Raw genomic sequence first — 8,856 nt, forward strand, 5'->3', positions numbered from 1 at the left:
GAGCAGGTGCGGCTCGGCAAGCTTGTCACGCGTGCCCAGAATAAAGAGCATGGGGACATGGACCTCCCCGAGCTGCTTTGCCCGCGTGTCGGACGGCTTGCCGGCCGGATGCAACGGAAAACCCAGGAAGGCAAGTCCACGGACGCCGGCCAAGGGCGCGATCGCCTGCGCCTGCGACGTCATGCGGCCGCCGAACGATTTGCCGCCGGCAAAAAGCGCGAGCCCCGCGCAGCATCGCGCGGCTTCAGCCACGGCGGCGCGCACGGCGGCATGCGCGATACCGGGCGCATCCGGCCGCTTGCTGCCTTTTTCCATATAGGGAAACTGAAAGCGTAGCGTCGCGATGCCGCGGTCGTAAAGACCCGAGGCAACCAATTCCATGAACGGGTGGGTCATCCCGGCGCCCGCGCCATGGGCGAAGACAAGGCAGGCTTGCGTCGATGGGGGGCGGAGCAGCAGCGCGGAAACGACGTTCGCGCCGTCGACTTTCAGTTTCAATTCTTGCGGCCTGACGGCATTCATCTCGCTTTCCCCGCGGACATGGAAGCGTCCCGATTGTCCTTTCAAAGACAGGGCTCCTCATAGCCTATCTTACGCGATCGCTCGCGGAAACGGCTCGACCGAGGCTTATCTTGCCGCCATCGGTAAATTGAACGTTCTGCAACAAGATGAGCGCCAGCCGTTGGGTAGACCTGCGATCTGATGTGCCGAATCGTCGGAGCCGCATGCGTTGCCCTCGGCTTGAACGGCCGCAAGGCGCCCGTTACGCTCGCCCCCAACAAGCCAGGGGGAAGCGAATGAAACAGCTCAAGATCGGCGACATCACCATCGACGCGGTGATCGAACGCGAGGGACCGTGGCGGCGGCCGCAGGACTTCTTCCCGGACTATGACGAGGCCATCTTCAGGCATCACTTGCCCTCGATGGCGCCGGAGGTTTTCGATTCGGCGCTGGGCATGATGGTCATCACCTACCAGACTTTCGTGGTGCGGACGCCGCGTCATACCATCCTGGTGGACACCTGCACCGGCGAACACAAGGGCCATCCGCCGCCGTTCGATTTTCCCGGCAAGGAGCGCTGGCGCAACGAGCTGTTTGCGCTCGGCATCGCTTACGACAAGATCGACTACGTGTTCTGCACGCATCTGCATATCGACCATACCGGCTGGAACACCACGTTGCGGGATGGCCGCTGGGTGCCGACGTTCCCGAATGCGAAATACATCTTTCACAAGAAGGAATATGCGGCCTGGGAGGCCGAGCACGCCAAAGGCGCCAATCCGCCCGGCACGGTATTCCGCGACAACTGCCTGCCCATCGTCGAAGCCGGACAGGCGCTTTTGGTCGATGACGATTACGCGCTCGACGACACCATCACGCTGACGCCGACGCCCGGGCACTCGCCCTGCCATTGCTGCGTCAACATCTTCTCCCGCGGCCAGCGCGCGGTGGTGGCCGGCGATCTCATGCACCACATGATCCAGTGCCGCGAGCCGGACTGGTCGGCAAAGCCGGATTGGGACCCGAAGCAATCGGCAGTGTCGCGCCGCAAGTTTTTTGCTGCCGTAGCCGGCACCGATACGCTGATCCTGCCGATCCATTTCCCGACACCGACGGCGGGCCTGATCACCGCGGATGGGGACCGCTTCAACTACCGCTTCAAGCGGGACTGATCAGGTATCCGGAATCACCAGGGGCGCTCGTTGCCGAGCGCCCCTGTCAAAGCAATCAATCGCTTACGTGCCCGATTCGCACTTCTTCATGAAGCTGTTCTTTGCCGCGCCCGCCAGCGGCTTGCCGTCCGAACTGACGGCTTTCGTCGCGCATGAATCGGCCATGCACTTTTTCATGAACGAGGTTTTCGCCGCGCCGGCGAGAGCCTTGCCGTCCTTGCCGACGGCCTTGCTCTCACAGGATTCCTGCGCGACGGCGGAGCCGATCGCAAACACGGCGACAATTGCAGCCAAGAATATTCGCTTCATCATGGGGTCTCTCCCTGGGCCAACACAGTGTCTGGATTGGACCTTGGAATCCCGGCGCGATCAAGCTCCTAAACTGAACTTCTTCGATTAAAGGACTTGATGTCGTTAGGTCTGCTTCCCGCGTCCGGACTACGTTCATACGCCCCGCTCGAGCAGTCCCCTGAAATCGGCGCGCGCCCGTTGCGCCTCGGCCTTGGCGGTTTCCGAGGCTTCGCCGAGGCCGAAATAGCCGTGGATCAGGCCGGCGCCGTGATGGTAGCTGGTCGCGACACCGGCGCCCCGAAGCGCGTCGGCATAGGCCTTGCCCTCGTCGCGCAAGGGATCGAACCACGCCGTGCAGACGACCGCGGGCGCAAGGCCGGCCAGACTTTTCGCGCGCAGCGGCGAAACCCGCCAGTCCAGGCCGTGTTTCTCGTCGGCAAGATAGTGGCCGGCAAACCATTGCATCACCGCGCGCGACAGGAAGTAGCCTTCCGCGTTTTCCGCGCGCGAGGGAAAGCGCGCATTCTCCCCGGCGTCCGCGTAGTTTCCGGCGACGTCGGTGACGGGATAGACCAGCAATTGCGCGGCGAGGCCGATGCCGGCGTCCCGACAGGCGATCGCCACGGCCGCCGCCAGATTGCCACCGGCGCTGTCCCCGGCGACGCCGACGCGCGAAGCATCTCCGCCGAATTCGCCGATGCCTGCGAGTACGTCGCGCATGGCGGCGAAGCCGTCCTCGAACGCGCCGGGAAAGCGCGTTTCCGGCGGACGCCGGTAATCGACCGAAACGACGACGGCGCCGGTCTCGATGGCGAGCAGACGCGCCTGCCGGTCATGGGTTTCGAGATCGCCGGCGACCCAGCCGCCGCCGTGGAAAAACACCACGGTCGGCGATCTCTCGCGTGAGATGCGGTAGACCCGCGCCGCAAGCGGTCCGGCCGCGCCGTTTACCTGCCTGTCGGCTGCGCTCTCGACCGGCGGCGGCGGAATCGCGGCGCGCGACGCGGCGAGCGCGCGGAGCGCATCGCGCGCGCTCTGCGGCGTCATCGTGGCAGGATCGCGCAGCGGCAGCAGTGGAATGATCTGAGCGATGACGGGATCGAGCGGTGTGGTCATGAAGCCCCCGGCGATGAAAAGCGCGACAGCATAGGGTCCGCCCGTGGCTCCCGCAATAAGCGCGGAAAACCCTTCCGCGGCCGCGCCACATGGCTTAAGAGCGGCGCAAATTCCTTGTCAGAACCCGTGTGGAAATGATTCGTCTCGACAACATATCCAAGCAGATCGGTCACCAGATCCTCTTCATCGAGGCGTCCGCGGCGCTCGAAAAGGGCGAGAAGGTCGGCCTGGTCGGTCCCAATGGCGCCGGCAAGACCACGCTGTTCCGGATGATCAATGGCGAGGAGCAGCCCGACGAGGGGCAAGTGGCGCTCGATCGCGGCATTACCATCGGCTATTTCAGCCAGGACGTCGGCGAGATGAGCGGCCGCAGCGCGGTGGCGGAGGTGATGGACGGCGCAGGTCCGGTCAGCGCCGTGGCCGGCGAGTTGAAGGAACTCGAGACCGCCATGGCCGACCCTGACCGGGCCGATGAGATGGACGACATCATCGCGCGTTACGGCGAGGTGCAGGCGCGCTTCGAGGAACTCGACGGCTACGCGCTGGAAGGGCGCGCGCGCGAAGTGCTCGCCGGGCTTTCCTTCAGCCAGGAGATGATGGAAGGCGACGTCGGCGCGCTGTCGGGCGGGTGGAAGATGCGGGTGGCGCTGGCGCGCATCCTCTTGATGCGGCCCGACGCCATGCTGCTGGACGAGCCGAGCAACCATCTCGACCTGGAAAGCCTGATCTGGCTGGAGCAGTTCCTCAGGGGTTACGAGGGCGTGCTGCTGATGACCTCGCACGACCGCGAGTTCATGAACCGCATCATCGGCAAGGTGGTGGAGATCGATGGCGGGCAGCTGACGACCTATTCGGGCAATTACGAGTTCTACGAGGCTCAGCGCGCGCTCAGCGAAAAGCAGCAGCAGGCCCAGTTCGAGCGGCAGCAGGCGATGCTGGCCAAGGAGATCAAGTTCATCGAGCGGTTCAAGGCGCGCGCCTCGCACGCAGCCCAGGTGCAGAGCCGGGTCAAGAAGCTGGAGAAGATCGAACGGGTCGAGCCGCCGCGGCGCCGCCAGACCGTGGCGTTCGATTTCCTCCCGGCGCCGCGCTCGGGCGAGGACGTGGTGAGCCTGAAGAAGGTGCGAAAGGGGTATGGCGCACGAAGCATCTATGACGGGCTCGACTTCATGGTTCGGCGCCGGGAGCGCTGGTGCGTCATGGGCGTCAACGGCGCCGGCAAGTCGACGCTGTTGAAGCTGGTGGCGGGCTCGACCGAACCCGATGACGGCACGGTGGCGCTCGGCGGCAGCGTCAAGATGGGCTACTTCGCCCAGCACGCCATGGATCTTTTGGACGGCGAGCGCACGGTATTCCAGTCGCTGGAGGATTGCTTTCCGCAGGCCGGCCAAGGTTCGCTGCGCGCGCTGGCCGGCTGTTTCGGCTTCTCCGGCGACGACGTCGAAAAGAGATGCCGGGTGCTGTCGGGCGGCGAGAAGGCGCGGCTGGTAATGGCGCAGATGCTGTTCGACCCGCCGAATTTCCTGGTGCTGGACGAGCCGACCAACCACCTCGACATCGCGACCAAGCAGATGCTGATCGCGGCGCTGTCGCAATATGAAGGCACCATGCTGTTCGTGTCGCACGACCGCCATTTCCTGGCGGCGTTGTCCAACCGGGTGCTGGAGCTGACGCCTGAGGGCATTCATCAGTACGGCGGCGGCTACACCGAATATGTGGCCCGTACCGGCCACGAGGCACCGGGCCTGCGGGGCTGAGCGGCGGGCAGCTATCGTGACATCGTATCGCGCGCCGGGCGTCTCATCGACAAAATATCGAAAACAACCCCATGCAAAGTAGCCGATGACTGCCGGCGCGATGCATGAACATGGGCTGCCCGCGCTGCGGTTCGCGCCAGCACAAGGGTTGCCGCGGATTTGATCATGCCGGCCTCTTGGGTTCTGCTGGCGCCATGGTCATATGGCCGAGGCATCGAGCGCTCCAAAATTGACGGTGCGCTGCGTTGGATGTTCGCGATGGGGCGACATCGAGAGCCAAGGGAAGCGTCACATGCCCACGATCACCACCAAGGACGGCGTCGAGATCTACTACAAGGACTGGGGCAAGGGTCAGCCGATCGTGTTCAGCCATGGCTGGCCGCTGTCGGCCGACGACTGGGATGCGCAAATGCTGTTCTTCCTCGGTCACGGCTACCGCGTCATCGCCCATGACCGCCGCGGCCACGGCCGGTCCACCCAGGTGGGCGACGGCCACGACATGGATCACTATGCCGACGACCTCGCGGCGGTGACAGCGCATCTCGATCTGAGCAACGTCATTCATGTTGGTCATTCCACCGGCGGCGGCGAGGTGGTGCATTATCTGGCCCGGCACGGCCAAAGCCGGGTGACGAAGGCGGCGATCATCAGCGCGGTGCCGCCGCTAATGCTGAAGACCGCGGCCAATCCGCTCGGACTTCCCAAGTCCGTCTTCGACGACCTTCAGGCGCAGCTCGCGACCAGCCGCACGAAGTTCTATCGCGACCTCCCGGAGGGTCCGTTCTATGGCTACAACCGTCCAGGCCGAAAAGCCTCGGAGGCCGTCATCGCCAACTGGTGGCGCCAGGGCATGATGGGTGGCGCCAAGGCGCATTACGACGGCATCGTCGCCTTCTCGCAGACCGACTTCACCGAGGATCTCAAGAAGATCACCGTGCCGGTGCTGGTGATGCACAGCGAAGACGACCAGATCGTGCCCTATGTCGCCGCCGGACCGTTGTCGGCAAAGCTGCTGAAGAACGGAACGCTGAAGACCTACAAGGATTTTCCGCACGGCATGCCGACCACGGAAGCAGCCACCATCAACGCCGACCTGCTGGCCTTCCTGAAAGCGTAGCGTTCGGGGTCAATACCGTGGCAGGCACAGCGAGCGGTGGCTGTCGGCGCTAATGAAGGCCAGGATTTCCGCGATCGCGGGATCCGCGGCCGCGCGTTCTCTTGCCTCGCACAGACGCTCGGCAAAGACCCCGGCGCCGTGAAACAGCTTTTGATAGAACATGCCGATCACCGCGAGGCGTTCGCGTGCAAAATTGTGGCGCTCCATGGCGACGGTGTTGAGGCCTTCCAAATTGGCGTATTGGCCGCTCGCCAGTCCGAACGGAATGACGTCGCCGCGAACGCAGCTGGTCGCGGCGACCATCGCCTGCGACCCGATCCTGACGAATTGATGGGCGGCGGCGAGACTTCCCATGGAAACGAAATCGCCGACCTCGCAGTGGCCGCCGAGCGTCGCCGAGGCGGCGAAAATCACGTCGCTGCCGACCCGGCAATCATGACCGACATGGCTGCAATTCATGAAGGTGCCGCGATCTCCGACGCTGGTAATGCCGCCGCCGGCCACGGTGCCGGCGTTCATCGTGACGTGTTCGCGGATGGTGCAGCCGCGGCCGATCTGGAGGCGGGTGAGCTCGCCGTTGTGCTTGAGGGATTGCGGCGCGGTGCCGAGCGAAACGAACGGATAGATCGTGCAACCGTCCCCGATCGTGGTCCGCGCGGTCACGTTGACATGCGCCATCAGCCGGCAGTCGGCGCCGATGACGACGTCGGGGCCGATATGGCAGAACGGGCCGATCGACGTGCCTTGGCCGACGACAGCGCCGTCCTCAATCCGCGCGGTCGGATCGATCGTCATTCAAAATCTCCCAAAACGTGAAGTCTCTCCGGCTCCCCGGACGAGCGCAAGCCCGGATGCCTGCGTGCAATTGAAGCAGGGGCGCTGGTTTGCCGCGGTCAGGTTCCGAGCCTTGGCCGGCGTCGAGCCCGCCCGGACCGGCCGGCAAGTTCACTGCCGCAGCATCGGATGGTCGTTCAGCACGTCTTCCCGGATCGAGGACGCCTGAATGGCGCGAAACAGGATCCGCGCGGTCCTGAAATTGTTCGCCTTCACACAAAGGCCGACGATCTGGCGCACCGAGGAATCGCGCAACAGGTCGTCGGATATTTTCATGGCGATTTCCATCGCGGCCTTGGCGGCGCGTTCATAGCGTTCGGCCTGGTGCTGCTTGTTCTTGTCATCCGGTTTCCGCTTCCTGCTGTTCGGCCGCTCGACGCCACCTGCCTGTTCCGCGCTATCGGCCGCCGATCGGCAGATCTCGCGGATCCGGTGCGCCGCCTCGATATCGTCGATCGGCCACTGGATTTCCTCATCCCAGATGTCCTTGGGCTTTTGCCTATCGAACCACCACATCGCCCATGCCCCAAATATCCGCAAGCATAGATCAGGCCGCGGCCGGCGGGCAGGTATGTTCGATGGGAAGCTGCGAGATTTCCGGCAAACGTCTTCCGCGGATCGGGCGCCCTCAGCGCCTGTCCTTCTTCCACATTAGCCCGTGGCGGAGCCGCTCCCTATACCGCAGGCAATATCTTTCCGGGATTGAAGATATTCTGCGGATCGAGCGCCTGCTTGATCGCGCGCATTGCATTGAGGGCCTCCGGGCCGAGCTCGGCCTTGAGGTACTTCTGCTTGCCCTGGCCGATGCCGTGCTCGCCGGTGCAGGTGCCGCCCATCGCCTGCGCGCGTTCCACCAGGCGATGCATGAATTCCTCGCCGCGCAGCATCTCGTCGCGGTCGTCGACATCGCACGCCAGCGAGCAATGGAAATTGCCGTCGCCGACATGGCCGACGATCGGCGAGAGCAGGTTGAAACGCTTCAGATCCGCCTCGGTTTCGGTCACGCAATCGGCCAGCCGCGAAATCGGCACGCAGACGTCGGTCGCGACCACGCCGGCGCCGGGCCGCAGGGCTTTCACCGCCCAATAGGCGTCGTGCCGCGCCTGCCACAGTTTGGTGCGATCCTCCGGACGCGTGGTCCAGCTGAAGTCGCCGCCGCCGCATTCCCTGGCGATCTCGCTGAAATTCCGGGATTGCTCGGCGACCTCGTTCTCGCTGCCGTGGAATTCGAGCAGCAATAGCGGCGTCTCCGGCAGCGACAGTTTCGAATAGGCGTTGCAGGCGCGCACCTGCTCGGCGTTGAGCAGTTCGATCCGTGCCACGGGAATGCCGGTCTGGATCGCCATGATGGTCGCCTGGCAGGCGCCGCGCACGGTTTCGAACGAGCAGGCCGCCGCGGCGATGGTTTCGGGAATGCCGCGCAGCTTGATGGTCAGTTCGCAGATGATGCCGAGCGTGCCCTCGGCGCCGACGAACAGATGCGTCAGGTCGTAGCCGGCCGAGGATTTCTTCGCCCGCGTGCCTGTGGTGATGATCTCGCCGTCGCCGCGCACGACTTTCAGCGCCAGCACATTGTCGCGCATGGTGCCGTAGCGTACCGCATTGGTGCCGGAGGCCCGCGTCGACGCCATGCCGCCGAGCGAAGCATCGGCGCCCGGATCGATCGGGAAGAACACGCCCTGGTCGCGCAGATGTTCGTTCAGCGCCTTGCGGGTGACGCCGGGCTGGATCACGCAATCGAGGTCGTCGGCGTGGACTTCCAGCACCCTGTTCATGTCGCGAAGATCGATCGAGACGCCGCCCGCCGGCGCGTTGACCTGCCCCTCCAGCGAGGTGCCGGTGCCGAAGGCGATCACCGGCACGCTATGCCCAGCGCAAATCCGCACCACGTCCTGGACATCGGCGGCCCCTAGCGCAAACACCACCGCGTCCGGCGGCTGCGACGGCAGCCAGGTCGTGGTATGGGCGTGCTGCTCGCGCACCGCCTGCGAGGTGATGAGCCGGTTGCCGAATCGTGCGGCGAGCGCGTCGATGGTGCTCGCCAGCGCGCTCGGCTCCGGCCGCTTCA

Annotated in this window: 9 protein-coding genes; 3 read left to right on the forward strand and 6 right to left on the reverse strand. The window is 64.6% G+C overall.

Annotated features, from left to right (window positions below; translation table 11 throughout):
- Window positions 1–522: alpha/beta family hydrolase (locus VK804_RS17580; protein ID WP_325372518.1), on the reverse strand; the 522-nt coding region annotated here is incomplete at its 3' end.
- A 275-nt stretch (window positions 523–797) separates the two neighbouring features.
- Here VK804_RS17580 and VK804_RS17585 point away from each other — a divergent pair.
- Window positions 798–1,673: an MBL fold metallo-hydrolase gene (locus VK804_RS17585; RefSeq protein WP_325372520.1), complete on the forward strand. Its 876-nt coding sequence runs from the start codon at window positions 798–800 to the stop codon at window positions 1,671–1,673.
- A 63-nt stretch (window positions 1,674–1,736) separates the two neighbouring features.
- Here the strand turns inward: VK804_RS17585 and VK804_RS17590 are convergent, their stop codons facing one another.
- The gene (locus VK804_RS17590; RefSeq protein ID WP_325372522.1) at window positions 1,737–1,985 is read right to left on the reverse strand and encodes a hypothetical protein; all 249 of its coding nucleotides are present in this window, start codon (window positions 1,983–1,985) and stop codon (window positions 1,737–1,739) included.
- A 132-nt stretch (window positions 1,986–2,117) separates the two neighbouring features.
- A complete protein-coding gene (locus VK804_RS17595; RefSeq protein ID WP_325372524.1) occupies window positions 2,118–3,080 on the reverse strand; it encodes an alpha/beta hydrolase in 963 nt (320 codons plus the stop codon).
- Between the two features lie 134 nt (window positions 3,081–3,214).
- Between VK804_RS17595 and VK804_RS17600 the strand changes: the two genes are divergently transcribed.
- Window positions 3,215–4,837: an ABC-F family ATP-binding cassette domain-containing protein gene (locus VK804_RS17600; RefSeq protein WP_325372526.1), complete on the forward strand. Its 1,623-nt coding sequence runs from the start codon at window positions 3,215–3,217 to the stop codon at window positions 4,835–4,837.
- 292 nt (window positions 4,838–5,129) lie between these two features.
- Window positions 5,130–5,954 (forward strand): alpha/beta hydrolase, encoded by an 825-nt coding sequence (locus VK804_RS17605; protein WP_325372528.1) that lies wholly within the window; start codon window positions 5,130–5,132, stop codon window positions 5,952–5,954.
- Window positions 5,955–5,963: 9 nt separating this feature from the next.
- On the opposite strand, the gene lpxA is transcribed toward VK804_RS17605, so the two are convergent.
- The 3 genes from lpxA to VK804_RS17620 form a co-directional block, all read right to left on the reverse strand.
- Window positions 5,964–6,749, reverse strand: coding sequence for an acyl-ACP--UDP-N-acetylglucosamine O-acyltransferase (gene lpxA, locus VK804_RS17610; RefSeq protein ID WP_325372530.1), 786 nt, complete (start codon window positions 6,747–6,749; stop codon window positions 5,964–5,966).
- 150 nt (window positions 6,750–6,899) lie between these two features.
- Complete coding sequence (locus tag VK804_RS17615) at window positions 6,900–7,304, reverse strand: hypothetical protein (protein ID WP_325372532.1); 405 nt, start codon at window positions 7,302–7,304, stop codon at window positions 6,900–6,902.
- 158 nt (window positions 7,305–7,462) lie between these two features.
- The coding region (locus tag VK804_RS17620; RefSeq protein WP_325372534.1) for an FAD-binding oxidoreductase at window positions 7,463–8,856 on the reverse strand (1,394 nt) is incomplete at its 5' end.

The sequence above is a fragment of the Bradyrhizobium sp. genome (assembly GCF_035484855.1).
Lineage (GTDB): Bacteria > Pseudomonadota > Alphaproteobacteria > Rhizobiales > Xanthobacteraceae > Bradyrhizobium.